We start from the raw sequence: 24,279 nt of genomic DNA on the forward strand, positions 1-24,279 counted from the left end.
CATGAAGATCGCCACCTGGAACGTTAACTCCCTCAAAGTCCGCCTGCCGCATGTGCTCGATTGGCTGGCCACAGAACAGCCCGACGCGCTGTGCCTGCAGGAATTGAAGATGGAAGACAGCGTCTTTCCGCTGGCCGAGATCGAAGCGGCCGGCTATCAGGCGGTGTTCAACGGTCAGAAAACCTATAACGGCGTGGCGATTCTCAGCCGGCACGCACCGGTCGATGTCATCAAAGACATCCCGGGGTTTGATGACCCGCAGAAGCGCATCATCGCCGCCACAATCAACGATGTTCGCGTCATTTGCGGCTACTTTCCTAACGGCCAGGCGGTCGGCTCCGACAAGTTCGCCTACAAGCTGGACTGGCTCGCCGCCCTCACCGAGTGGGTGCGCGAAGAGCTGCGCCAACACCCCCGGCTGGTGCTCACCGGTGACTTCAACATCGCCCCCGAAGACCGCGACGCCCACCCGGCCTGGAAAGACGAGATCCATGTCTCCGCCCCCGAGCGCGCGGCTTTCGTCGCCCTCGAACTGCTCGGTCTCACCGACGCCTTCCGCCTGTTCGATCAGGAGATCAACGCCTTCTCGTGGTGGGACTACCGCATGAACGCCTTCGAGCGAAACTTCGGCCTGCGCATCGACCACCTGCTCATCTCCGACCCGCTGGTGGCCGAATGCCGCCGCTGCTGGACAGACACCACACCGCGCAAGCTCGAGCGCCCATCCGACCACGCCCCGGTATTGATCGAATTGTCCAAGTGACAACCGGCGTCGTCCTGCTCCATGGCAAGTGGGACCAAGCGCCCTTCGCCATCGCGGCACTGACCGACGCGCTCACCGCCGCCGGCCACCGTTGGCGCCTGCCGACCCTGCCATGGGCGCTGCGCCGCCTCTACGACGCCTCTTTTGACACCGCGCTCGATCAGATCGCCGACGAAGCCGCCGCCCTGCGCCACGCCGGCTGCAGCCGCGTCATCCTGTGCGGACACAGCCTCGGCGCCTGCGCCGCACTGGCCACGGCCGTGCATCGCGGCGGCGTCGATGGCCTGATTCTGCTCGCCCCCGGCCATTTCCCCGAGCGGCTCGCCGCCGACGGCCACACCGCCGCCTCACTCAGCATCGCAAAACACGCCCTGGCGAATGGCCGTGGCCAGACGCGCATGCCGCTCATCGATGTGCATCAGGGGCGCCCCCGCCAACTGCGCATCCGCCCCGACCACTACCTCAGCTACTTCGCGCCGGAGGGCGCCGCCGCCTGGCCCGACAACTGTCGACGGCTCCCCGCGCCGCTGCCCATGCTGTGGCTGGTCGAGCGCGGCGATGGCGCAGCGCCCCCCGGAATCGACTATGCTTTCCGGCAGGCGAGCGCGCATGCGGCGAGTCGGTGGCTGCAAGTCGACGCCACTCACCACGCGCTGCCCGCACAGGCCATCGACACCGTGCTCGACTGGCTACCCCCTCAATACGGGTAATCCGATCATGACCGCCACCGCTGAACTCGCCGACCGCTACCCCGTCCTCTCCGAGCTGCCCCCCGCCGTCCGCGACACGGTCATGGCGCGGCTTCACACCATGCAGGTGCCCGCCGGCACGGTGCTGTTCGACGACCACCAAGCCTGCGAGGGTTTTCCGTTTGTGGTGAAGGGCTCGATCCGCGTGATCAAGGCCTCGGCCAGTGGCCGCGAACTGCCGCTCTACCGGGTCGCGCCGGGCGAGACCTGCGTGATCTCATCGTCCTGCCTGCTCGGCCATGAGGACTACAACGCCCGCGGCATCGCCGAAACCGATACCGAACTGGTACTGCTGCCCAAGGCCGTCTTCGACGAATTGCTCGCCGAACCGGCCTTTCGCGGCTTTGTCTTCCACCTGTTTGCCGATCGCATCGCCGACCTGATGCACCTGATCGAAGAAGTCGCCTTTCACAAACTCGACCAGCGCCTGGCCGCGCTCCTGCTCGGCAAGGGCCGCTTGCTTCACACCACGCATCAGCAACTGGCCGACGAGCTTGGCAGCGTGCGCGAGATCGTCAGCCGCTTGCTCAAAGGCTTTGCCGCGCAGGGGCTGGTCAAGCTGTCGCGCGAGCAGATCGAGATTGTCGACGCCGCCGGACTGCGGCGCATGGCCAGCGGCTGAGCGCCTAGTTTGCCGGCGACGCCATAAACACCATGGGCGGCGGCGACTCGAAACCCCCAGCGGTGCTGTAGCGCACCTTGAGCTGTTCGCCCTCGCGCGTCATGAAATAGCGATGCGTGCTGGTGCGGGTTTCGCTGCCCATGGTCGATTCGGAATGGGTCACAAAAGAGAGCTGCCCGTCGGTCCAGGTGGCCTCTTCCAGGGCGCGGGGGCGCCCCAGAAAGCTGGCGCTGCCAAGCACGGCATTGCCCGCCAATTCAAACTCGAAGCGCTCCTGATAGGTGTCGCCCCAGTGATAGCGCACCTCGGCTTGCCAGGCGCCCGCCGGAAACGGCGGCGCTTGCGGCCCCAGCCACCACCACACGCCGGCCGCCAGCGCCGCCACCACGCCCGCCAGCGCGACGCGACGATGCATCGACGGTGGCCGGCCCTGGTCGCCCAGCTCGGCCGTCAGCGCGCTGATCAAGCGCGCCACATCGTCGGCCCAGCCAGCATCCGAGACTCGCACCGCGTGCCGTTGCACCAGGGGCTGCAAGTCGGACGGCAATTCGTCTTTCGTGGGGAGGGTCGCTTCGTCGAGCAGCACCGGCACCACGGGGATGCCGCGGCCCAGCGCCCGCGAGACCTCCATGCGTACATAGTCGTCCGGCAAACTCAGGCGCTGCACGCCGTCACGCTCGGCGCTGAGCCAGCGCGGACCGATCAACACCAGCGCCAGATCGGCACTGTGCAGGCGTGCTTGAAGTGCGGCGGGAAACGGCTGACCCGGCGGCAGGTCTTCGACATCGCGAAACACGCTGCCCGCGCCAAAGTGGCGCTCCAGCGCCTCTTCCAGCCGACCGGCGTGGCCGGCGCTGTCTTCGCGTCGATAGGAGATGAAGATCTGACTCATGGGGTCCGGTCGGCGGTCGCGCTCCTTCACTTTAGTGGAGCGACAGTCCCCATGCCAGGCCAAACGGGCCAGCGCCGGCTGGCCCGCGCCTTCAAACGGTAAAGCGCGAGACCGCCCCCTGCAACTCGCCGGCGAGCCCCTCCATCTGCTCGGCCGAACTCACCGTCTGGCTGACCGCAGCATCATTCTTGCGCGCCATCTCGGCAATGGCCTCGATGCTGTCGGTCACGCTCTGACTCGCGGTGCGCTGGTCGTCGGTGGTCTGGGCGATCTGATCCAGCCCGCCGCGCACCTCGGCCACCGACGCATTCGCCGCATCAAGCCCGCTGGCCACCTCCTGCGCCACCGCCCGGCTGGTGGCCAGCCGATCCATTCCACCGCTCAGCGAGCGTTTGACCGACCCGGACTGCGTCGACAGGGTACGCGTGATGGCATCGATCTCGCCGGCCGAGCGGGCCGACTTCTCGGCCAGCTTGCGCACCTCGTCAGCGACCACGGCAAAGCCACGCCCCTGTTCGCCCGCCCGCGCCGCTTCGATGGCCGCATTGAGCGCGAGCAGGTTGGTCTGGTCGGCAATCTCCCGCACCTCCTGCGTCATATGGGAAATCGCCGCAGTCGACGCCACGAAGGCCTCGACAGTATCGGCCATCTCGCTGACCGCCGATTCGACCTCGGTCACCTCACCGATCAGGCGGGTCAGGCTTTTCTGCCCCGCCTGCGAACGCTCGAGACTCTCGTGCGAGCGAGCGCGCACCGCCTCCGCACTGCCGGCAATATGGGCAATGTTTTCCATCAAGCCCTCGACCGCGGTGGCGGCGGCGTCGGTCTGCACCCGCTGCTGATGCGAACCGCCGGCCACCTGACGGGCCCCCGTCGACACCTCGCGGGCCGCACACGCGACCTCCCCGGCCGAGGTGCTGACCTGGCGGACCAGGTCGCCCACCGTGCCCAGCATGCGGTTGAAGCTGCCCGCCGTGCGCCCGATCTCGTCCTGGTGCTCGACCGTCAGACGACGGGTCAGGTCGCCACCGCCGGCGGCGATCTCTTCCAGCCCGGCGGTCATGTGCGCCAGCGGGGTGGTGACAAAGCGACGAATGAAAAGAAAGACGCAGAGCATCAAGGGCACCGAAACCAGCGCTGCGAACAGGATGCTCTTGTTGCGAAAACTGCTCACTGCCGCATCGACCTCGTCAAGCGAGATGCGCATGCTCACCGCACCCAGCGGCGTGCCCTCGGGGACCACATGGCAGGAGATGCAGTTCTTGCCCAAATAGTTGGTCGAGGCCAGCGCCGGCACGACGACGCGCAGCGCCTGCCCGTCCTCGCCGGAATTCTGCACCTCGAACTGGGCGCTGCCCTGGCGCATCGCCGTCTGCTCCAGCGCGTCCAGGTCGGCGGACTCACCCGCCGAGCCAGCCCCGAACTGGGCGCGGACCGCCTCGCCGCGAATGACCCGCAAGCCACGCACCGACGACAGCTCCTTGACCTGGTCGAGAAACACATCGCGCTGTCCGACCGTACCGGTGATCATCATCCCCGTCAGGCTCGCCATGGTCATGTCGTGGACGGACAGGGCGAAGGCACGCGCCTGGTCGACGGCGGTCTCCCGGTTTACCTGTGTCTCCCAGGCAATCAAGCCGCCGAAAGCAAACATCAGCATGACCCAGATTACGGCGGTCAACCGCAGCCAGATCGGGGTGTCGGACAAATTGCGCATGGCGGTTCCCTCATCGTTGTTATCAACGCAAATCAACGGCATCAACGCGCTGTGCTTTATTGCAAAAGCACATTTTTTTGATCAAGGCGAGGAACGCCTCTCCGGATGCGCCGCAACAGCTTGGCGCACCGCAACACGCCGGGGTTTGATCCGCATCAGTTCAGCTCATCGGTGCGCACACGCGAGACAAAGGCCGCAAATTCATCGGCCGGCAGGCCGGGGCTGACCAGGAAACCCTGGCAGGCGCTGCAGCCGAGTCTGATCAGGAAATCGAGCTGCCGCTGTGTCTCGACGCCTTCGGCCACCACGCGCAGCTTGAGGTTGCGCGCCATGGCGATGATGGTGGCGACGATCTCGGCATCGCTGGCGTCATCGGGGGTTTCACGCACAAAGCCGCGATCGATCTTCATTTCATCGATCGGAAAGCGCTTGAGATACGCCAAGGAAGAGTAGCCGGTGCCAAAATCGTCAATCGACAGGCTCACGCCGAGCGCCTTGAGCGAGCGCAGCAAGGCGATGGCCTCTTCGCCGTGGTCCATGATCATGCTTTCGGTCAGCTCGAGCTTGAGCCGATCGGCCGGCAAACCGGTGCGTTCAAGCACGTCAGCCACCACCGACACCAGATCGCGCTGTTGCAACTGGCGGGCCGACAGATTGACCGCCATCACCAGATCGGCCACCCCCGCCACGCGCCAGGCTTGCGCTTGCGCGCAGGCGGTTTCGAGCACCCAGCGCCCCAGCGGCACAATCAGCCCGGTGTCTTCGGCCAGGGGGATGAAACTGGCAGGCGGAACCAGACTACCGTCCGGATCCTGCCAACGTACCAGCGCCTCGCAGCCAACAATCTCGCCCGTGGCGGCGATGAACTGGGGCTGATAGTGGACAACGAATTCACCCGCCAGCAAGGCGCGCCGCAAGCGCCCCTCCATGGCCAGGCGCTGATCGGCCGCCTCGGTGAGCGCGGCGGTATAGAAGCGAAAGGTGTTGCGCCCCTGACTCTTGGCCTGATACATGGCGGCGTCCGCCTGGCGAATCAGCTCGGTGGTGGTGTCGCCATCATTCGGATACAGGCTGATACCGATGCTGACCCCGACATACACCTCGTGACCGCTGGGCAGACGAATGGGGGCGTCCTGTAGAAGGATCAAGCCCTGCGCCACCTCGGCCGCGTCTTCGGGGCGGTGGATGTCTTCAAGCACCACCAGAAACTCATCGCCCCCCAAGCGGGCGAGCGTGTCCGACTCGCGCAAGCGCGAGCGCATGCGCTGGGCGATCGCCACCAGCAATTCGTCACCCACCGGATGACCGAGGCTGTCGTTGACGTCCTTGAAGCGGTCCAGATCGATGAACATGACTGCCAGCAGACCGCTCTCGCGCTGCGCCGCATCCAGCGCATGATCAAGCCGGGACTGCACCAGCAAGCGATTGGGCAAATCGGTGAGCGGATCGTAGTGCGCCAGATGCGCCAGCTGGGCTTCGGAGCGCCGAAGCCGGCTCAAATCGGTTAGTAAGGCCACATACTGCGACGGCAGCCCTGCGGCATCGCGTACGGTGCTGACGGTCAGCAATTCGGGGAAGAGCTCACCGTTCTTGCGCCGATTCAAGACCTCGCCCTGCCAATGCCCCAGCGCATGAATGCTCGCCCACATGCTCTGGTAGAGCGCCTCACTCTCGTGCCCCGACTGCAAAATGGCCGGCGACTTGCCCAGCACCTCCTCGGCGGCATAACCCGTGATATCGGTAAACGCAGGATTCACCGCCAGAATCCGGCGCTTCAAATCGGTGATGATGATGCCTTCCCGAGTGCTCTCGAACACCGCTGCGGCTTGCCGGCGGGCCTCGGCCGCCCGCCGCCGCTCAGAGATGTCCTCGACCACCGAAATGAAATAGTCAGGCACGCCCTCAGCACGCCGCACCAGAGAGACCGTCAGGCTGATCCAGATGACATGCCCGTCGCGATGAAAATAGCGCTTCTCCATGGTGTAGCCGGAGATCTCGCCGGCCAGGGTGCGCTGGAGTTGCTGAAGGTCCGCGTCGAGGTCGTCGGGATGGGTGATGTCCTGAAAGGTTTTGGTGAGCAACACCTCCGGCGAATACCCGACAATCTCGCTCAGGCGCCGATTCACCCGGATCCAGCGGCCATCCGGCGCCACGTGCGCAATGCCCACCGCCGCCTGATCGAAGGTGGCCCGGAATCGCACTTCGCTTTCGGTCCAGGCGGCTTCGCGTCGTGCCAGCTCATACTGCAATCGGCGGTTCATCAGCACCATCGCCAGCGCAGCAAGAAGTGCGAGCGCACCAGCGCCGAAAACCCACGGAAAGTAGCGCTTCAGCAAAGGCGCGTAGTCAATCACCAGCACACGCTCGGCGGACACCGAAATCCACGGCCGGAAGATATCCGCGCGCGCTTGCGCACCGATACGGCCAAGCGCCCGGTCGATCAGATTCGCCAGCACGGCCCAATCACGGCGCACCGCGAAACGCTGGCCGTTGTTGTGCATGTCAAAGGCGGCATTGACCTTGAGATTCGACATGCCGTGCTGTTCGGCGAGATAGGTATTGACGCCCAGCACACCCACATAGGCATCCACCTCGCCCGCCGACAGTGCGCGCAACCCATTGAGCGGCGTCTCGACAAAGGACGGCTTCAGCGATGGGTAGCGGCTCATCACCTGCTTGCTCGACGAATACTCTCTGACCAGCGCCAGGCGCAACTCGGCCAGCGCGTTGACGGAATCCAGCTGGGGGGCACTGTGCTGCGTCATGACCACCAGTGGGGTCGGCAGATAGATCTCGGTGAAAGCGGCATAGGCCTCGCGCTCGGGCAAGCGCACCATCGTGGCAATCGCATCGATGCGGCGCGCCTTGAGTGCCTCGACCAGTTCCGGCCAGCTCAGATTGACGACCGGTTCAAACCGCACGCCCAGCGCATCGGAAATCCGCGCGGAAAACACCGCCGCGACCCCCGAGAACTCGCCGTTGGCATCCACAAAGGAATACGGCGCGTAGGCGGGGTCGATACCCAGCCGAATCACCGGGTGCTCAGCCAGCCAGGCTTTCTCGGCGCGACTGAGCTGCAATGGTGCTGGCGCACTTTCGGCCTGCGCGTCAGGTACACCGCTGAGCGCGAAGACGCTTGAGGCGAACAACGCGCAGACACTCAGCCGACAAAGGAAGGCGCGAATCCGCATGCATCCTCACGCTGCGCGCAGCGGCGCAGAATCCCGAAAACACAAGTCAACTATCGACCGCGCACGCCCACACTTGAGCCGCGAAAATGAATAAGGCATGACCAGCGCGGTCACGAACCAGCCTGCCGCGCCCGACGCCCCCGCCAGTCGCGCTGCCCGTTCTGCCTTTTCGGTCGCCGACACCGCCCCCGACCGGGGCAGCCCGCCGCTTGCGCTACCCGCCCAAACCTTACCCACGATCACTGTGTAACCAAGGTTACAGACGCGCCACATCGCGGCGGAGTCTAATAGGCCCACTTTCGCAATTCTGGATCAAGGAGCTGGCCATGAAACTGAACGTTGGTGGAATCGACAAAGTCCTGCGCATCGTCGCAGGGATCGCACTCATTGCCTGGGCGCTGATGGGTGGGCCGGTGTGGGCCTGGATCGGCATTGTGCCGCTGGCCACCGGCGCGCTGGGCTGGTGCCCGGCCTACACGCTGCTGGGCATGAACACCTGCCCGATGAAGAAGAGCTGAACGCACACCGCTCAAAAGCAACACGCCGGGCATGCCCGGCGTGTTGCTTTTTATGCCGCCCGCTTCGCGTGGCAGGCGTTGGTGATGGCGATGTAGTCCGCCACCGAGAGCCGCTCTGCGCGCTGCCCGGAATCGATGCCCAGTGCGCTCAAACCCGCCTCATCGATAAAATCACGCAGCGTATTGCGCAGGGTCTTGCGCCGCTGCCCGAAGGCGGCCGTGACAATCTTGCGCAGCAAGGTGTCGTCCTTGGCCTCCAGCGATTCCGTGGGGCGCGGCACCAGCCGCACGATGCTCGACATCACCTTGGGCGCCGGACGGAATGCGCCCGGCGGCACATCAAACAAGCGCCCCATACGGAAACGGTACTGCAACATGACCGACAAACGGCCGTACTCGCTCGAGCCCGGATCGGCCACCATGCGCATCACGACCTCTTTTTGCAGCATGAAGGTCATGTCGCGCACCTGATCGGCAAAGTCCGCCAGATGAAACAGGATGGGCGTCGAGATGTTGTAGGGCAGATTGCCAACGATGCGCAGATCCGGCCCCAACGCACCGAAATCGAACTTGAGCGCGTCGCCCTCGTGAATGGTCAGCACGTCCGGACTGTAGCGCTCCTTGAGCAGCGCGATCAGGTCGCGGTCGATCTCGACCACCTCCATCTTGCCCAGGCGTTCCAGCAAGGGATCGGTCATGGCCGCCAGGCCGGGGCCGATCTCGACCATGCGCTGCCCGGCCTGCGGGGCGATACTGTCGACGATCTTGCGAATGATGTTGGGGTCGGACAGAAAGTTCTGACCGAAGCGTTTGCGCGCCTGATGGATCATGACCGGGCGCCCCCGGCGGCCATGTCGAAGGCCAGTTTCACGGCCGCAAACAGGCTGCCGGGATCGGCTCCGCCAGTGCCGGCCAGATCCAGCGCCGTGCCGTGGTCGACCGAGGTTCGAATGATCGGCAGCCCGAGCGTGACGTTCACGCCGCCGCCAAAGCTGGCGTGTTTGAGCACCGGCAGTCCTTGATCGTGGTACATCGCGAGCACGGCATCGCCTTGCTCGAGGGTATGAGGAACAAACAGCGTATCGGCTGGCAGGGGGCCGATCAATTGCATGCCAGTCGAGCGCAAGCGATCGAGCACCGGCGTGATGACGTCGATTTCTTCGCGCCCCATGTGGCCGCCCTCGCCCGCATGCGGATTGAGCCCGGCCACCAGAATGCGCGGCGATGCGAGCCCGAAGCGAGTTCGCAAATCCTGGTCGAGAATCGCCAGCGTCTCGGCCAGTGCCGCCGGCGTGATGGCGCCCGGCACGGCCGACAGTGGCAGATGGGTGGTGACCAGCGCGACCCGCAAGCCGCCACCGACCAGCAGCATCACCACCCGGCTGGTGGCTGTGGCCTCGGCGAGATATTCGGTATGCCCGGAGAACGGTACGCCGGCATCGCAAATGATGCCTTTGTGCACCGGCGCGGTGACCATACCTGCGAATTCGCCGCTCACACAGCCTTCGATGGCGCGGTCGAGCATGCTCAGCACCGGCCGGGCATTGGCGGTATCGAGCTGCCCGGCCACGGCCGGTGCGGCCAGGGGCACATCGAGCACTTCGAGCACGCCCGGCGGGGGTGCAAGGTCGCGCTGGTAGGCCTGCAGCAGGGTGGTCTGGCCAAGCGCGGCAAGGCGCGCTTCGAGCAGGTCGGTGTCGGCGAGCACGACCACACGCCCCGGCCAGGGCCGGGTGGCCAGCTGCAGGCATAATTCGGGGCCGACGCCGGCCGGCTCGCCACTGGTGACGGCCAGTACCGGCGTAAGGGTGGCGTTCATGGCGGCGCGGGTCAGTTCAGGTCATCGAGGCGATAGTCGACAAAGGTCGCATCGCGCAACTGGCGAAGCCAGTCTTCGTAGGCTTCGTCGGCCTTACGCTGACGCAGGGTGTTGCGGGCCACAGCGCGTTTGCGCTCTTCGGACACGTCCTGGGTGCGACGCTCTTCGACACGAATCAGGTGCCAGCCAAAGGGTGACTTCACCGGTGCGCTCAGCTCACCGACGCTCAGGGCATCCATGGCGCGTTCGAATTCTGGCACCGTGTCACCGGGGTAAACCCAACCGATTTCGCCGCCTTTGGCGGCCGACAGGTCGGCACTGTTGGCTCGCGCCAAGGCCGCAAAATCTTCGCCATTGAGCACCCGCGTGCGCAGGGTTTCCAGGCGCAGGCGCGCATCGGTATCCGAGATCAGTTCAGTGGGTTTCACCAGAATATGGCTGACCCGGGTCTGCTGCACCGCCACCACATCGGTCGCCTTCGCGCCGCGCACGTCATTTACCTTCACCAGATGAAAACCGGCGGGGCTGCGCATGACCGGCGACACCTCGCCCGGCTTCAGGCCCTGCAGCGCCTCGATGAACAACGCAGGCACGCTGCTGGACGGCCGCCAGCCAAGTGCGCCCCCTTGCAAGGCATCGGGCGCATTCGAGAACTCGGCCGCCAGCTTCGCGAAATCCTCCCCCGCCAGCACGCGGGCGCGAATGCCCTCGGCCTTCTGGGCCAGCGCGTTGAGCTGCTCCGGGCTCGGTCCCTCCGGGGCGCGCAGCAAGATGTGCGACAGATCGTATTCACGACTATCGGCCGCATCGGGCGAATTTTTGAGGAAGTTGTCGATCTCGGCGTCGGTCACCACCACGCGGGCGTCGACTTCACGCTCACGCAGACGGGCGATCAGCATCTCCTGACGGATGTTCTCGCGAAACTCTGTCCAGTCGATACCGTCCTTTTCCAGCGCAGCACGAAACTGGGCGGCGCTCAACTTGTTGGAGGACGCGATACGGTCAATCGCGCCGCCCAGGGCATTGTCGTCAATACGCAGCCCGGTCTCGCCGGCCAGTTGGAGTTGGGCCCGCTCGACCACCAGACGTTCAAGCACCTGTTTGCGCAACACGTCGTCGGGCGGCAACTGCCCACCCTGACGACCAAACTGCCGTTTGATCTGCTCAGTGCGCTCAGCCAGGCTCGACTCGGTGATGGCGTCGTTGTTGACGACGGCAACAATGCGATCGACGAGGACCGTGCGGGCCGCACTGGAAACCGCCGGCGAAACCGCCAGCGCAGAGAAGATCAGCGTGGAAAGGAGTCGGGAAAGCGCCGTTTTCATAGATATCCTGTTGCAATAATTGGCTGCCGCAGCATTACTCTCGGCCAAACACCGGATCTGCCATGGGTTGATTGATGGTGCCATAACCGCCCACCGTTCGGCGCAGCAGATCCAGCGGACTGGAGCCAACACTGGCCAGGCCGTTGAGCTCGAGCTGCAGGAAGATCGCCTGGGTCACGTCTTCGGCGTTGGTCGCAAAGCGATGGAGAACCACTCGGAACACCCAACAGTCGGCGTTGTACTCCAGGCCACCGAGCGCCTCGGTCACGCGGTGGTCACGCAGCGAACGATTGTAGCGGGCCACGCCATACCAGCGCCCGCTGATCGGCCACTGCGCCGATATATCGATATCGCGCAGCACATCGCGCGTATAGCGATAGCCCAGATTGACCACTTTGGCGAAACCGGGCTGGAAGCGCAAATCGGCACTGAAACGCTCGGTCTGGCTGTCTTCCGGGTTGTACTGCCAGGCCGTGTCAAGCGTGGTGATCTCGCCGATGCGCCCGCCCAGTGCAGCCAGGAAGTCCGAGCGTCGGTTGGTGCGCTCGCCGGCGTCCGACGTCGTGTTCAGGGCGACCCGCTGATCTTCAAAGTAGAAACGCTGGCCGACCGCCATCCGCAAACGCTCGGCACCGGTTTCGGCATCAATGAAGCGCGAGGTGACCGCCGCGGTCAGCTGATTGGCGTTGGCGATGCGGTCACCGCCGCTGAAGATGTTCTCGGAGAAGATCTGTGCGAAGTTGAAGTCAAACAGGCCGGAGTCGAAGTTCGGGATGTCGGACTGGTCGCGATACGGCACATAGGCGTAGTAAAGCCGCGGCTCCATGGTCTGGATCATGTCGCGACCACCCCAGGTCGCGTCGCGCTCGAAAACCACCGAGCTGTCGAGCGAGAAGGTCGGCACGGCGCGAGTGACGCTCTCCTTGCCGACCGTCAGCGGCGTGCTCAGATCGTAGCGCGTGTAGTGCACCCCGAATTTCGGCGTCAGCGTGTAAGCCGACGTGCCCAAGGGCCACTGAATCGTCGGATTCAGCGTGATCCGGTCGCCTTCAGGCTTGCCCGCATCGGGGTGGGCAAAGCGCACGTATTCGGTATTGAGGTTGAACTCACCGCCCCCCCACACCGAACGATCGCCGCCCAGCGCCAGGCGCGGCAGCCGGCGATAGGGCTCGTCGCCCGAGAGGGTCTGGAAGCTCTGCACCATCGCCGAGGCCGACCACCAGTCGCCCGAGCTGTAACTCAAGACCGCCTGGCGCAACAGGCTGGTCTGCGCCGCGACCGCCAATCGAGAGCTGAGGTCTTCGAAATATTCCTTGTCTGACACGCCATTGAGGTCCAGCGAGCCGCTGAAGCCATAACCAAAGGTCTGCTGATGACGGATCGAGCCGGCCGCCCGGTTGGACTGGCCGGTCACGCTGTCGCCATTGAGCCATTCGGCTGACATCGTGCCCTGCATGTCATCCGTCAGATAACGGTACTGGCCGCCCAGCTGCAGACCGCGGCGGCTGATGTAGCGCGGCACCAGCGTCGCATCGTAGTTAGGCGCGATGTTCCAGTAATAGGGCACAGTCAATTCGACGCCGCTCTTGTTGGACGTACCAAAAGTGGGCGGCAAAAAGCCCGATTTGCGCTGCGCCACCAGCGGAAATTCGACCCACGGCATGTAGAAGATCGGCGTGTCCTTGAATACCACCGTGCTGTCGCGCGCCACGCCGACTTCACGGTCGTAATCCAGATCCAGCTCGCCGGCCTTGATGTACCAGTCGGGATCCTGTGGCTGACAGGTGCTCCAGGTCGCGTCTTCAAGGCGGTACTGATTCTCGCCCTCGAAACGGATCACGCTGGCCTGACCGCTGCCGGTCACCGGGCGTTCGATACCGCCCTTGCGCGAAATACGGTGGATTTCATAGGACGGCGTCTGCAGCTCGCCCGTCTGCTCGTCCATGCGCATCCGCACTTTCGGGCCCGACAGGCGGTCCTCGCCACGGCGCAACTCGACATTGCCCTCGGCGTCTACTTCGTCCAGTGCCTCGCGATACGTGATGCGGTCAGCCGTCAGCACGGCCCCGTCGCGACGCAGCACCGCGCCGCCCTCGGCCACCAGCTCGACATCCTGCTGGCCAACGATGCGATCGGCATCGATGGTAGTGACGCCCAGCGCGGGTGATGGGTCCGCCACCTCGGTCGCCCGCGGCGCGGCCGGCTTGCCCATGACGGGTGCTGCCTGTGGCGTACGCCCCGCACCGCGGTTCGACGGTGTGTTGGTGCGCCGCACCGGCTCGGTCGCCGCAGGTGCGGCGGGCTTGGGCTTGGGTTTGGGCACCGCCACAGGCGTGCCCATCAGATCGGCGGGGATCACCAATGCCGGCAGGCCGGCAGCGGTCCCGGCGGCCGGCAAAGCGGCCAGCAGCAAGGGGATGGCCCGCAAGGTCCAACGCTTGGCAGTCGGCAATGCGTGTCTCCGTTTGAATAGCGGCGGATCGGCTGCACACCGGCAAACAGCGTTCCGGCTGCGGTCTTTGATAAAATTCGCGATTTTACACGAACATCGGACGGCACCCGTGGAAAGACTCGCGCAACTCAAGCACTGGCTGGGCTCCCGATATCCGGGCCGCCAGATCGATCTGGCACCCGCGTCGGCCGACGCCAGCTTCCGCCGTTACTTCCGGGTGCATGTCGAGGGCGAACCCGCGTCCTTCATCGCCATGGACGCGCCGCCGGAAAAAGAAGACACCGCCCCGTTCATCCGCATCGCCAAACTGTTCGGCGACAGCGGCGCGCAGGTGCCGACCGTGCTCGACGCCGACACCGACGCCGGCTTTTTGCTGCTCACCGACCTGGGCGACACCACCTATCTGAGCGCGCTCGACGCCGACAGCGCCCATGCGCTCTACGCCGACGCCCTCGGCGCGCTGATCTGCATCCAGAAGGCCAGCGTGCCCGACGTGCTGCCCAACTACGATCGCGAGCGCCTGCTGGCCGAGATGCAGCTCTTCCCCGACTGGTATCTGGCACGCCACAAGCACATCACGCTTGACGACGCCGAGCGCAAGATTCTCGACACCGTGTTCGAACGACTGCTCGACGCGCATCTGGCCGAGCCCAAGGTCTTCGTGCACCGCGACTTCCACAGCCGCAATCTGATGGTCACCGAGCACGGCGCCGGCGTGCTGGACTTCCAGGACGCGGTGTATGGCCCGATCACCTACGATCTGGCCTCACTGTTCAAGGACGCCTATATCGACTGGGGCGAAGCCTTCGTGCTCGACATGCTCGCCCGCTACTGGGAAGCCGCCCGGCAGATCGGCCTGCCGGTGCATGCCGATTTCGCCGAATTCCACCGCGACTTCGAATGGATGGGCGTGCAACGCCACCTCAAGGTGCTCGGCATCTTCGCCCGTCTGTGCCACCGCGACGGCAAGGCCGGCTACCTCGACGACATGCCGCGCGTCTCGCACTACCTGCGCAAGGCCTGCCAGCGCTACAGCGAACTGCGCCCGCTGATCCGCATCCTCAACCGCTGCGATCCGGTCGACGAAACCGTCGGCTACACCTTCTGAGCGCCGCCATGCGCGCCATGATCCTGGCGGCCGGACGCGGCGAACGCATGCGCCCGCTCACCGACACCTGCCCCAAGCCGCTGCTGGCCGCGGGCGGCGTGCCGCTGATCGTCCATCATCTGCGACGACTCGCGGCGGCCGACATCACGCAAATCGTCGTCAACCACGCGCACCTCGGCCAGATGATCGAAGCCGCACTGGGCGACGGCAGCGCCTTCGGCGTGCACATTCAATACTCGCCCGAGCCCGCCGCGCTGGAGACCGCCGGTGGCATCCGTCAGGCCCTGCCGCTGCTCGGCGACGCGCCCTTTCTGGTGGTCAATGGCGATGTGTTTTGCGCGTTCGATATCACCGCCCTGATCGACCACGCCCGCCGGCTGGAAACCGATCTCGCCCACCTTGTGCTCATTCCGAATCCGCCTCACCATCCGACAGGCGACTTTCACCTGCAGGGCGATCACGCCAGCCTGAGCAATGGCGAGCGGCTGACATTCTCTGGCATTGGGCTCTATCATCCCGACATGTTTGCGCACTTGCTCTCAGGCCAGCCCGCGCCGCTCGGCCCGCTGCTACGTCAGGCCATCGCCGCCGGGCGCGTCAGCGCCGAGCGCTTCGACGGCCTGTGGATGGACATCGGCACGCCCGAGCGCCTGGCCGAATTGGACGCGCTGCTCGCCCCGAACCATCAGGCAGACTCGCCGTCTTAACGACACACCCAACAGGAACGTCGCCTTGAACCCCCTCTTCGCGCCCTTTCATGCCCGCCGCCAGCGCCTGCTGGACACCCTCACCGCTCGCGGCGGCGGCGTCGCCATCATCCCGACGGCGGTCGAGGTCGCGCGCAATCGCGACACCCACTACCCCTTCCGCCCGGACAGCTACTTCCACTACCTGAGCGGCTTTCCCGAGCCCGAGGCCGTGCTGGTGCTGGTCGCCGGCGACACGCCGCGCAGCCTGCTGTTCTGTCGCGACAAAAGCATCGAACGCGAAATCTGGGACGGTTTCCGCTACGGCCCCGACGCCGCCGCCGACGAATTCGGCTTTGACGACGCCTTCCCTGTCGGCGAACTCGACGCACAGCTGAGCACCCTGCTGGCCAACCAGCCCGCGGTGTACTTCGCCCTCGGCCACGACACCGCCTGGGACAAACGCCTGGTCGACACCCTCAACCAGGTGCGCGAGCAAGTGCGCACCGGCATCACCGCCCCCGCCAGCGTTCAGGATCTGCACGCCGTACTCGACGAGATGCGCCTGATCAAGGATGCGCACGAGGTGCTGACCATGCGCCGCGCCGCCGCCATCTCCGATGTCGGCCACCGCCGCGCCATGCAGGTCACTCGCCCCGGACTGCATGAATACGAAGTCGAAGCCGAACTGCTGCACGCGTTCCGCCAGGGCGGCGCACAATCGCCCGCTTACCCCTCCATCGTCGCCGGCGGCGCCAACGCCTGCGTACTGCACTATGTGAGCAACGCCGGCTGCCTGGCCGACGGCGAGCTGCTATTGATCGACGCCGGCTGCGAGCTCGACGGCTACGCCTCCGACATCACCCGCACGTTTCCGGTCAATGGCCGCTTCAGCGGGCCGCAGCGCGACGTCTATCAACTCGTGCTCGCCGCCCAGCAAGCCGCCATCGACGCCACTGCCCCGGGCGTGGGCTGGAACGCTCCCCACGACACCGCCGTCGCCGTCCTCGCCCAGGGCATGCTCGACCTCGGCCTGCTCACCGGCACGCTCGACGGCGTGCTCGAATCCGGCGACTACCGCCGCTTCTACATGCACCGCACCGGTCACTGGCTGGGGCTCGACGTGCACGACGCCGGCGACTACAAGCGCGACGGCGACTGGCGGCCGCTGCGCGAAGGCATGACGCTCACCGTCGAACCCGGCTGCTACATCCGACCCGCCGACGACGTGCCCGAGGCCTTCTGGAACATCGGCATCCGCATCGAAGACGACGTGCTGGTCACCACCGATGGCTGCGACATCCTCTCCGCCGCCACGCCAAAGTCCATCGACGACATCGAAGCCCTGATGCGGGACGCCCGCCCATGAAAACGCCCGACATCGCCATCATCGGCGCCGGCCCGGTCGGCATGGCACTGGCGCTCGCGCTGCACGGCGGGCCGCACACCGTCACCCTCATCGACGCCCGCGGCCGCGGCGCCTCGCGCAAAGACCCGCGCGTGCTCGCCCTGGCCCACGGCACCCGACTCACGCTCGAGCGCCTCGGCGTCTGGGGTCATCTGCCCACCACCCCGATCCGCCACATCCACATCTCGCAACAAGACGGCTTCGGCCGCACCCAGCTTAACGAATCCGACTACGCCCTCGACGGCCTCGGCCATGTCGTGCGTGCCGGCGATCTCGCCGCCGCACTCGACGACGCCATCACCGCCGCCAGCATCCCGGTCATCGACCACAGCGAAGCCGACGTCGACCCCGAGCTACACGGCCGCGTGCAGCTGCGCCGCACCGACGCCACCGACACCCTCGACTGCCAACTGGTCGTTTGCGCCGAAGGCGGCATGCGCGCCGACGACCCGGCCATTCGCGTGCGCGACTACGGCCAGCACGCCGTCATCTGCATGGCCACGCCTGCCGTCGCTCATGGCAACACCGCTTACGAGCGCTTCACCCCCAACGGCCCCGTCGCCCTGCTGCCCTGCGGCACCGACTTCGCCGTCGTGCACACCGCCGCCCCCGAGCAAGCCGAGGCCTGGCTGGCGCTCGACGACACGGCCTACCTCGCCGAGTTGCAGCAAGCCTTCGGCCACCGCGTCAAACTCATCGGCGTAAGCCCGCGCGAGCGTTTTCCGCTCCAGCTTCGGGTGCGACACACCCCCGTCGCCAATCGCCAGGTCTGGCTCGGCAACGCCGCGCAAACGCTACACCCCGTCGCCGGCCAGGGCCTCAACCTCGCCCTGCGCGATGTCTGGGCGCTGGCGCGACGCCTCAATGCCGCCACCGACCCCGGCGACGCGCAGGTGCTCTCCGCCTACCTGCGCGACCGCCGCCTCGACCGCGCCAGCACCGTCGGCTTCACCGACACCCTGGTCCGCCTGTTCAGCAACGACCTGCCACCCCTGCGCGGCCTGCGCGGCCTCGGCCTGCTGGCGCTTGATCTCGCACCGCCACTGCGCCACTTCGTGGCCAAACGGATGATGTTTGGGGCGCGGGCCTGGCCATAGGGATTGGGTTGCGCGTTCGCGCTTTTGAATAGATTGGCCGGTCTTTTGGGCGGCTTTCCCGAGTGCATGCGGACGTTGGCCGGGTCTCGCCCCGGCGGGCGACTTACTTTCTTGCTTGTGCAAGAAAGCTAAGCAAAGAAGCACAGCCCGCTTTCGCGCCCCTTCGGGGTGCCCGCCCTACGGCAATGTCGGGCGGGGTGCTTCGCGAACTCGCCCTGCGGGCTCAAACAGCGAAGCCCCTTTTTCCGCCCGCCACCGCCTTAGGTTGGCGCGGCAGAGGGCGGATCGGTTGTGCCCGAATCGGCCAGTCGTGATGGTTTTGCAGGGTGGGTTTCAACCCGCCAATGACCTGCGAACGAATACCGATGGCGGGTTAAAACCCGCCCTACGACGCGCCACCAAAGCGGGCGATGGCGAAGCCGAGCCCGCGCGCCCATCCCCTTCTGTGCCGCCGAACGAAGTCCGGGGACGGCGGGAATTGTCGTGTCGCCTGTTTGAGCCCGGAACGGGCGAGTTTGCGACACGACCCGCCGCCACCGGGCGCAGAGAGGGCACCGGCGAAGCCGGCGGCACAGCGGGGGCGTTTCTTTGCTTCCTTTCTTGTCGCCACAAGAAAGGAAGTCGCCCGCCGGGGCGAGACCCGGCCAACGCACCGCCCCGACGGGCACCAGAAAACCGGCCACGCGGTGCCGAAACCGCCCTCCACTTTCCGATGGGCGTTACGTTTTTAGGCTTCGCCGACACCCCCCCATCGGTTAGAATGGCGGCTTTGTCGCTCGCGCTCCAATCCCCATGCAGTTCGCCGGTTTTTCCCTGCCAAACAACCTGTTTGTCGCGCCCATGGCGGGGGTGACGGACCGGCCATTCCGCCAGTTGTGCAAACGGCTGGGGGCGGGGCTGGCAGTGTCGGAGATGGTGTCGTCGAACACCCTGCTCTACGCCACCGACAAGACCCGGCGGCGCACCGACCACGCCGGCGAGACCGAGCCGATTTCGGTCCAGATCGCCGGTGCGGACCCCGAGCAGATGGCGCAGGCGGCCCGCTTCAACGCCGACAACGGCGCGCAGATCATCGACATCAACATGGGCTGTCCGGCCAAAAAAGTCTGCAACAAGGCCGCCGGCTCAGCGCTGATGCGTGACGAGGCGCTGGTCGCGCAAATTCTCGCCGCCGTGGTCGCCGCCGTGCCGGACACGCCGGTGACGCTCAAGATGCGCACCGGCTGGGATCGCGACAATCGTAACGCGCCGCATCTGGCCCGCATCGCCGAAGACTGCGGCATCCGCGCGCTGGCCATCCATGGCCGCACCCGCGCCGACAAGTACATGGGCAACGCCGAGTACGACACCATTGCCGCCATCAAAACGGCGGTGGGCATTCCGGTAATTGCCAACGGCGACATCGATTCACCTGAAAAGGCCGCCGCCGTGCTGCGCCACACTGGGGCCGACGGGGTGATGATCGGCCGCGCGGCGCAGGGTCGGCCGTGGATATTTCGTGAAATTGCGCACTATCTGGCAACCGGGCAAACCCTGGCACCGCCGCCAGTGGCCGAGATCCGCGACATATGCCGCAGCCATCTCGACGATTTGTACGCATTCTATGGCGAGTGGTCAGGCGTACGCATCGCACGCAAGCACATCGCCTGGTACACCAAAGGCCTGGCCGGCGCCCATGTGTTCCGCCAAGCCATGAACACCGAAGACAGCGTGGCCGGGCAACTGGCCGCCGTCGATCACTTCTTTACTCAGCTCAGTCATCAGGGTGTCACCGTGCACTATCAGGCATCCTGTTTCGAGGAACTGGCCGCATGAGCCAACATAACGAAATCGCCAGCGCCGTCACGCGCACGCTTGACCAATACTTCAAGGACCTGGACGGCGAGTCCCCGGTGGCCCTGCACGATCTGGTGATCCGCAGCGCCGAGCGCCCGATGCTGGAATTTGTGCTGCGCCAGACCGACGGCAACCAGACCGTCGCCGCCCAACTGCTCGGCATCAATCGCAATACCCTGCGACGCAAGCTGACCGAATACGATCTTCTCTAAACCAATCGCCGCAAGGCGCGCCCCCAACCATGCAAATTTCCACTGCCCTGATCAGCGTTTCCGACAAGACCGGCGTCGAAGCCTTCGCCCGCGAGCTGCACCAGCTTGGCGTCAAGCTGCTGTCCACTGGCGGCACCGCCAAGCTGCTGCGCGAGGCCGGCCTGCCGGTCACCGACGTGTCGGACCACACCGGCTTCCCCGAAATGCTCGACGGCCGGGTCAAGACGCTGCATCCGACGGTGCACGGCGGCATCCTCGCCCGCCGCGACCTGGCCGAGCACATGGACACCATCGCCGGCGCCGGCATCGCGCGCATCGATCTGGTGGTGGTCAATCTCTACCCCTTCGCACAGACCGTCGCCAAACCCGACTGCTCGCTCGAAGACGCCATCGAGAACATCGACATCGGCGGCCCGACCATGGTCCGCGCGGCGGCCAAGAACCACGGCAACGAAGCCGGCGGTGTCGGCGTGCTGACCGATGCCGAGGACTACGCCCCGGTGCTGGCCGAGATCAAGGCCAATGGCGCGCTGTCGGCCAAGACCCGCTTCGCCCTGGCCGTCAAAGCCTTCACCCACACCGCCCGCTACGACAGCGCCATCTCCAACTACCTCACCGCGCTGGCCGACGACGGCAGCCGCATGGCCTACCCCGATCGTCTGCAACTGGCCTTCAACAAGGTGCAGGACCTGCGCTACGGTGAGAACCCGCATCAGAGCGCCGCGTTCTACCGCGAGCCCAATGCGGCCGAAGGCGGCGTGGCCGGCTACACCCAGTTGCAGGGCAAGGAGCTGTCCTACAACAACATCGCCGACGCCGATGCGGCCTGGGAGTGTGTCAAAGCCTTCGACAGCGGTCACGGAGCTTCGGCCTGCGTCATCGTCAAGCACGCCAACCCCTGTGGCGTGGCCCTCGGCCTGTCGCCGCTCGAAGCCTACAAAAAGGCCTTCTCCACCGACCCGACCTCGGCCTTCGGCGGCATCATCGCCTTTAACAGCGTGGTCGACGCCGCGGCGGCCGAAGCCGTCAGCGCCCAGTTCCTCGAAGTGCTGATCGCCCCGGCCTACACCGACGAAGCCCTGGCCTTGCTTGTGGCCAAAAAGAACGTGCGCGTGCTGACCTGCCCGATGAGCACCAATGAAAGCGCGCTCGACTACAAACGCGTGGCCGGCGGCCTGCTGGTGCAGTCGGCGGACATCGCCCGCATCACCGAAAACGACCTCAAGCTGGTCACCACCCGCGCACCGTCGCCCGAAGAAATGGGCGACCTCCTCTTCGCTTGGCGTGTCGCCAAGTACGTCAAGTCCAACGCTATCGTCTACTGCAAAGGCGGCATGACTGTCGGCGTGGGCGCCGGCCAGATGAGTCGGGTCGACTCGGCCCGCATCGCCAAGATCAAGGCGGAAAATGCCGGCCTCTCCATTACCGGTAGCGTGGTCGCCTCCGACGCCTTCTTCCCCTTCCGCGATGGCCTCGACGTGCTGGCCGAAGCCGGTGCCACGGCGGTCATTCAGCCGGGCGGCTCGATGCGCGACGAAGAGGTAATCGCCGCCGCCAACGAGCACGGCATCGCCATGGTCCTGACCGGCTTCCGCCACTTCCGTCACTAACTCACTTTTTTAGCCGGCGCGCACACTCCGCGCCGGCGCTTAGGCAACGGCAATACACATGAAAGTACTCGTCATCGGATCGGGCGGACGCGAACACGCGCTGGCCTGGAAAATCGCCCAGTCCCCGCGAATCACCAAGGTCTTCGTCGCCCCCGGCAACCCTGGCACGGCCAACGAACCCATGGTCGACAACGTCGCCATCACCGCCATCGACGACCTGCTGGCCTTCGCCCGCAACGAAGACATCGGCCTGACCGTGGTTGGTCCCGAGGCCCCACTGGCTGCCGGCGTGGTCGACGCTTTCCGCGCCGCCGGGCTGCCGATTTTCGGCCCCACCCAGCAGGCCGCACAGCTCGAAGCGTCCAAGGATTTCTGCAAGCAGTTCCTGATTCGCCACAAGATCCCGACCGCCAAGTACCAGACCTTCACCGACGCCGATGCCGCGCATGCCTATGTCACGGCCGAAGGCGCGCCGATCGTCATCAAGGCCGACGGGTTGGCCGCCGGCAAGGGCGTGGTCGTCGCCATGACGCTCGACGAAGCCCACGCCGCCATCGACATGATGCTACGCGACGCGGGCATGGGCCAGGCCGGCGCCCGGGTGGTGATCGAAGAGTTCATGCAGGGCGAAGAAGCCAGCTTCATCGTCATGGCCGATGGCAAGCACGCGCTCGCCCTGGCCACCAGCCAGGACCACAAGCGCCTCAAGGACAATGACGAAGGCCCCAACACCGGCGGCATGGGCGCCTACTCGCCCGCCCCGGTCGTCACGCCGCAAATTCACGCCAAGGTCATGCGTGAAATCATCCACCCGACCCTGGCCGGCATGACCGCCGAAGGCTCGCCCTACACCGGCTTCCTCTACGCTGGCCTGATGATCGACACCGACGGCAATCCGCGCGTGGTCGAGTTCAACTGCCGCATGGGCGACCCGGAAACCCAACCCATCCTGATGCGCCTCAAGTCCGACCTGGTCGAACTGTTCGACGCCGCCGTCAAAGGCAAGCTCGACACCGCCGAAGCCGAGTGGGACCGCCGCATCGCGCTGGGCGTGGTGCTCGCCGCCGAAGGCTATCCGGCCAACCCGCGCAAGGGCGATGTCATCACCGGACTGCCTGACGAGAGCGATGACGCGCATGTCTTCCATGCCGGCACCATGCTCGATAGCGACAAACTGCTTACCAGCGGCGGCCGCGTGCTGTGCGTCACCGCGCTGAGCGACAACGTGCGTACCGCACAAACCCGTGCTTACGACATCGCCGACCGCATCGAATTTGCCGGCAAGCAGTACCGCCGCGACATCGGCCACCGCGCCATCAAGCGATGATCGATACCGCCGCCATCAAGGCCTATTTCACCGGCCTGCAAAGCGATATCGTTACGCGCCTCGAAGCGCTCGACGGCACCCCGTTCCGCGCAGACGGCTGGACGCGCGAACAGGGCGGCGGCGGACTGACCCGCGTCCTTGAAGAAGGCCAGGTGTTTGAACGCGGCGGGGTCAATTTCTCGCACGTGATGGGCGACAGCCTGCCGGCCTCGGCCACCGCCAGCCGGCCAGAACTGGCCGGCCGCAGCTTCGAGGCTATGGGCGTGTCGCTGGTGCTGCACCCGCGCAACCCCTACTGCCCGACCGCGCACATGAACGTGCGCTGCTTCATCGCCAGCAAGCCCGGCGCCGAGCCCGTCTGGTGGTTCGGCGGCGGCATGGATCTGACGCCCTACTATCCGTTTGAAGACGACGTGCGTCACTTCCACAGCACCTGCAAGAACGCCCTCACGCCCTTTGGCGCGGACGTGCATGCCGAGTACAAAGCCTGGTGCGACCGCTACTTCCACCTCAAGCATCGCAATGAAGCGCGCGGTGTTGGCGGCGTGTTCTTCGACGACCTGAACACTGGCGGTTTCGATCGCTGCTTTGCGCTCACCCGCGCGGTGGGCGACGCCTTTGTCGACGCCTATGTGCCGCTCGTCGAACGCCATCTCGACATGCCCTATGGCGAGCGCGAACGCGACTTCCAGGCCTACCGCCGCGGACGCTATGTCGAGTTCAACCTGGTGTTCGACCGCGGCACGCTATTCGGCCTGCAGTCGGGCGGGCGCACCGAATCCATCCTGATGTCGATGCCGCCGCGGGTGCAGTGGCGCTACGACTGGCATCCCGAGCCGGGCAGCCCCGAAGCCAGGCTGTACGACGACTTCCTGCCGCCTCGCGACTGGGTCTGACACCTCAAACAAAAAGCGCGCCGAGGCGCGCTTTTTGCTGCGTCAGTTCAG

At 65.7% G+C, this 24,279-nt stretch carries 20 protein-coding genes; 13 read left to right on the forward strand and 7 right to left on the reverse strand.

What is annotated here, in order from left to right:
- Window position 1 precedes the first annotated feature (1 nt).
- The 3 genes from xth to FHP91_RS17995 are packed head-to-tail and all read left to right on the forward strand — an operon-like array spanning window position 2 to window position 2,134.
- Window positions 2-763 carry an exodeoxyribonuclease III gene (gene xth / locus FHP91_RS17985; protein WP_144310890.1) on the forward strand — a complete coding sequence of 254 codons (762 nt, stop codon included), beginning with the start codon at window positions 2-4 and terminating at the stop codon, window positions 761-763.
- Window positions 760-1,473: an alpha/beta fold hydrolase gene (locus tag FHP91_RS17990; protein ID WP_186301620.1), complete on the forward strand. Its 714-nt coding sequence runs from the start codon at window positions 760-762 to the stop codon at window positions 1,471-1,473. The genes xth and FHP91_RS17990 overlap by 4 nt, the downstream gene beginning before the upstream one ends.
- A 7-nt stretch (window positions 1,474-1,480) precedes the next feature.
- Window positions 1,481-2,134: a Crp/Fnr family transcriptional regulator gene (locus FHP91_RS17995; RefSeq protein WP_144179486.1), complete on the forward strand. Its 654-nt coding sequence runs from the start codon at window positions 1,481-1,483 to the stop codon at window positions 2,132-2,134.
- A 4-nt stretch (window positions 2,135-2,138) separates the two neighbouring features.
- On the opposite strand, the gene FHP91_RS18000 is transcribed toward FHP91_RS17995, so the two are convergent.
- The 3 genes from FHP91_RS18000 to FHP91_RS18010 form a co-directional block, all read right to left on the reverse strand.
- On the reverse strand, window positions 2,139-3,026 hold the full coding sequence (locus FHP91_RS18000; protein WP_144310892.1) for a toll/interleukin-1 receptor domain-containing protein: 888 nt from the start codon (window positions 3,024-3,026) through the stop codon (window positions 2,139-2,141).
- Window positions 3,027-3,117: 91 nt separating this feature from the next.
- Entirely contained in the window at window positions 3,118-4,743 is a 1,626-nt protein-coding gene (locus FHP91_RS18005) for a methyl-accepting chemotaxis protein (protein ID WP_144310893.1), read from the reverse strand.
- A 155-nt stretch (window positions 4,744-4,898) separates the two neighbouring features.
- Window positions 4,899-7,892, reverse strand: a complete 2,994-nt coding sequence (locus tag FHP91_RS18010; protein WP_222105246.1) for an EAL domain-containing protein — start codon at window positions 7,890-7,892, stop codon at window positions 4,899-4,901.
- A gap of 368 nt (window positions 7,893-8,260) precedes the next feature.
- On the opposite strand from FHP91_RS18010, the gene FHP91_RS18015 reads away from it, so the two are divergent.
- Window positions 8,261-8,452, forward strand: coding sequence for a YgaP family membrane protein (locus FHP91_RS18015; RefSeq protein ID WP_144310895.1), 192 nt, complete (start codon window positions 8,261-8,263; stop codon window positions 8,450-8,452).
- A gap of 50 nt (window positions 8,453-8,502) precedes the next feature.
- Here the strand turns inward: FHP91_RS18015 and rsmA are convergent, their stop codons facing one another.
- Genes rsmA through FHP91_RS18035 form a run of 4 tightly spaced genes read right to left on the reverse strand, consistent with a single transcriptional unit; the run spans window position 8,503 to window position 14,048 of the window.
- Window positions 8,503-9,282 (reverse strand): 16S rRNA (adenine(1518)-N(6)/adenine(1519)-N(6))-dimethyltransferase RsmA, encoded by a 780-nt coding sequence (gene rsmA, locus FHP91_RS18020; protein ID WP_144310896.1) that lies wholly within the window; start codon window positions 9,280-9,282, stop codon window positions 8,503-8,505.
- Entirely contained in the window at window positions 9,279-10,271 is a 993-nt protein-coding gene (gene pdxA, locus FHP91_RS18025; protein ID WP_144310897.1) for a 4-hydroxythreonine-4-phosphate dehydrogenase PdxA, read from the reverse strand. The genes rsmA and pdxA overlap by 4 nt, the downstream gene beginning before the upstream one ends.
- 11 nt (window positions 10,272-10,282) lie before the next feature.
- Complete coding sequence (locus FHP91_RS18030; protein WP_144310898.1) at window positions 10,283-11,596, reverse strand: peptidylprolyl isomerase; 1,314 nt, start codon at window positions 11,594-11,596, stop codon at window positions 10,283-10,285.
- 34 nt (window positions 11,597-11,630) lie between these two features.
- Window positions 11,631-14,048 (reverse strand): LPS-assembly protein LptD, encoded by a 2,418-nt coding sequence (locus FHP91_RS18035; RefSeq protein WP_246116361.1) that lies wholly within the window; start codon window positions 14,046-14,048, stop codon window positions 11,631-11,633.
- Between the two features lie 109 nt (window positions 14,049-14,157).
- On the opposite strand from FHP91_RS18035, the gene FHP91_RS18040 reads away from it, so the two are divergent.
- The 9 genes from FHP91_RS18040 to hemF all read left to right on the forward strand — a co-directional run bounded on the left by FHP91_RS18040 (window position 14,158) and on the right by hemF (window position 24,228).
- Window positions 14,158-15,156: an aminoglycoside phosphotransferase family protein gene (locus FHP91_RS18040; protein WP_144310899.1), complete on the forward strand. Its 999-nt coding sequence runs from the start codon at window positions 14,158-14,160 to the stop codon at window positions 15,154-15,156.
- 17 nt (window positions 15,157-15,173) lie between these two features.
- A complete protein-coding gene (gene murU, locus FHP91_RS18045; RefSeq protein ID WP_144310936.1) occupies window positions 15,174-15,863 on the forward strand; it encodes an N-acetylmuramate alpha-1-phosphate uridylyltransferase MurU in 690 nt (229 codons plus the stop codon).
- 25 nt (window positions 15,864-15,888) lie between these two features.
- Entirely contained in the window at window positions 15,889-17,211 is a 1,323-nt protein-coding gene (locus FHP91_RS18050; protein ID WP_144310900.1) for an aminopeptidase P N-terminal domain-containing protein, read from the forward strand.
- On the forward strand, window positions 17,208-18,347 hold the full coding sequence (locus FHP91_RS18055; protein WP_144310901.1) for an FAD-dependent monooxygenase: 1,140 nt from the start codon (window positions 17,208-17,210) through the stop codon (window positions 18,345-18,347). Before FHP91_RS18050 ends, FHP91_RS18055 begins: the two co-directional genes overlap by 4 nt.
- Window positions 18,348-19,139: 792 nt before the next feature.
- Window positions 19,140-20,162, forward strand: coding sequence for a tRNA dihydrouridine synthase DusB (gene dusB, locus FHP91_RS18060; protein ID WP_144310902.1), 1,023 nt, complete (start codon window positions 19,140-19,142; stop codon window positions 20,160-20,162).
- Window positions 20,159-20,395, forward strand: coding sequence for a helix-turn-helix domain-containing protein (locus FHP91_RS18065; protein ID WP_144179473.1), 237 nt, complete (start codon window positions 20,159-20,161; stop codon window positions 20,393-20,395). Before dusB ends, FHP91_RS18065 begins: the two co-directional genes overlap by 4 nt.
- 29 nt (window positions 20,396-20,424) lie before the next feature.
- Window positions 20,425-22,005 carry a bifunctional phosphoribosylaminoimidazolecarboxamide formyltransferase/IMP cyclohydrolase gene (gene purH / locus FHP91_RS18070; protein ID WP_144310903.1) on the forward strand — a complete coding sequence of 527 codons (1,581 nt, stop codon included), beginning with the start codon at window positions 20,425-20,427 and terminating at the stop codon, window positions 22,003-22,005.
- 58 nt (window positions 22,006-22,063) lie between these two features.
- On the forward strand, window positions 22,064-23,332 hold the full coding sequence (purD, locus tag FHP91_RS18075; protein ID WP_144310904.1) for a phosphoribosylamine--glycine ligase: 1,269 nt from the start codon (window positions 22,064-22,066) through the stop codon (window positions 23,330-23,332).
- The gene (gene hemF, locus FHP91_RS18080; protein WP_144310905.1) at window positions 23,329-24,228 is read left to right on the forward strand and encodes an oxygen-dependent coproporphyrinogen oxidase; all 900 of its coding nucleotides are present in this window, start codon (window positions 23,329-23,331) and stop codon (window positions 24,226-24,228) included. Before purD ends, hemF begins: the two co-directional genes overlap by 4 nt.
- Window positions 24,229-24,279 lie beyond the last annotated feature (51 nt).

The sequence above is a fragment of the Denitromonas halophila genome (assembly GCF_007625155.1).
GTDB classification, from domain to species: domain Bacteria; phylum Pseudomonadota; class Gammaproteobacteria; order Burkholderiales; family Rhodocyclaceae; genus Nitrogeniibacter; species Nitrogeniibacter halophilus.

What these genes read in the sequence shown, in the direction of transcription:
- hemF (WP_144310905.1), top strand. Translation starts at nt 23,329, where the DNA reads ATGATCGATACCGCCGCCATCAAGGCCTATTTCACCGGCCTGCAAAGC.
- FHP91_RS18065 (WP_144179473.1), top strand. Translation starts at nt 20,159, where the DNA reads ATGAGCCAACATAACGAAATCGCCAGCGCCGTCACGCGCACGCTTGAC.
- rsmA (WP_144310896.1), bottom strand. Translation starts at nt 9,282, where the DNA reads ATGATCCATCAGGCGCGCAAACGCTTCGGTCAGAACTTTCTGTCCGAC.
- FHP91_RS18000 (WP_144310892.1), bottom strand. Translation starts at nt 3,026, where the DNA reads ATGAGTCAGATCTTCATCTCCTATCGACGCGAAGACAGCGCCGGCCAC.
- xth (WP_144310890.1), top strand. Translation starts at nt 2, where the DNA reads ATGAAGATCGCCACCTGGAACGTTAACTCCCTCAAAGTCCGCCTGCCG.
- purD (WP_144310904.1), top strand. Translation starts at nt 22,064, where the DNA reads ATGAAAGTACTCGTCATCGGATCGGGCGGACGCGAACACGCGCTGGCC.
- murU (WP_144310936.1), top strand. Translation starts at nt 15,174, where the DNA reads ATGATCCTGGCGGCCGGACGCGGCGAACGCATGCGCCCGCTCACCGAC.
- FHP91_RS17995 (WP_144179486.1), top strand. Translation starts at nt 1,481, where the DNA reads ATGACCGCCACCGCTGAACTCGCCGACCGCTACCCCGTCCTCTCCGAG.
- purH (WP_144310903.1), top strand. Translation starts at nt 20,425, where the DNA reads ATGCAAATTTCCACTGCCCTGATCAGCGTTTCCGACAAGACCGGCGTC.
- FHP91_RS18005 (WP_144310893.1), bottom strand. Translation starts at nt 4,743, where the DNA reads ATGCGCAATTTGTCCGACACCCCGATCTGGCTGCGGTTGACCGCCGTA.
- FHP91_RS18015 (WP_144310895.1), top strand. Translation starts at nt 8,261, where the DNA reads ATGAAACTGAACGTTGGTGGAATCGACAAAGTCCTGCGCATCGTCGCA.
- FHP91_RS18030 (WP_144310898.1), bottom strand. Translation starts at nt 11,596, where the DNA reads ATGAAAACGGCGCTTTCCCGACTCCTTTCCACGCTGATCTTCTCTGCG.
- FHP91_RS18055 (WP_144310901.1), top strand. Translation starts at nt 17,208, where the DNA reads ATGAAAACGCCCGACATCGCCATCATCGGCGCCGGCCCGGTCGGCATG.
- dusB (WP_144310902.1), top strand. Translation starts at nt 19,140, where the DNA reads ATGCAGTTCGCCGGTTTTTCCCTGCCAAACAACCTGTTTGTCGCGCCC.
- pdxA (WP_144310897.1), bottom strand. Translation starts at nt 10,271, where the DNA reads ATGAACGCCACCCTTACGCCGGTACTGGCCGTCACCAGTGGCGAGCCG.